Consider the following 883-nt stretch of genomic DNA (forward strand, 5'->3'; position numbering starts at 1 on the left):
CGGAGACCTACCAGACTACTGTCAATGCCGATGGTGTTAGCTGGAGCATAGATATTCCGGGTTCTGTACTGGCTTCCAACTTGGCAGTTAGCGCCAGTGTCACCACCACCGATGCGGCGGGTAATACCACTACGGCAAGCGCCGATCGTTCTTACGCCGTCGATACGGTAGCCCCGGAGGCCTCCATCACTATCGACACCGTTGCTGGTGACGATATGGTAAATATCGCCGAGTCCGGTCAGACGGTGAATGTGACAGGCAGCGTTGGTAATAACGTTCAAGCTGGTGATACGGTAACGGTCACCGTGGGCAATGAAACCTACCAGACCACGGTCAACGCTGACGGCACCAGTTGGAGCGTGAATGTGCCGGGCAGCGTACTGACCGGTAATACCGAGATTAATGCCAGCGTCACCACTGCCGATGCGGCGGGTAATACCACTACGGCAAGTGCGGATCGTCCTTACACGGTGGATACGGTAGCGCCGGACGCCTCCATCACTATCGACACCGTGGCTGGTGACGATAGGGTAAATATCGCCGAGTCCGGTCAGGCCATCAACGTGACCGGCAAGGTCGGCAATAATGTGCAGGCCGGTGATGTGGTGACGGTAACGGTCGGTTCAGAGACCTTCCAGACCACGGTCAATGCCGATGGAATTAGCTGGAGCGTGAATATCCCGGGCAGCGTACTGGCGGCAAACACCAATGTCACCGCCAGTGTGACCACTGCTGATGCGGCGGGTAATACCACCACCGCAGAGGCCAGCCGTCCTTACGCCGTCGATACGGTAGCGCCGGACGCGTCGATCACCATCGACACCATTGCCGGTGATGATAGGGTAAATATTGCTGAATCCAGCCAGTCCGTGAATATCCACGG

General features: G+C 57.2%; 1 protein-coding gene. It reads left to right on the plus strand.

What is annotated here, in order from left to right; translation table 11 throughout:
- Positions 1–883, plus strand: an 883-nt coding sequence (locus tag BIY29_RS19900; protein ID WP_121576724.1) for an Ig-like domain-containing protein, incomplete at both ends; no start/stop codon positions are given.

It is taken from the genome of Brenneria alni (assembly GCF_003666245.1).
Lineage (GTDB): Bacteria > Pseudomonadota > Gammaproteobacteria > Enterobacterales > Enterobacteriaceae > Brenneria > Brenneria alni.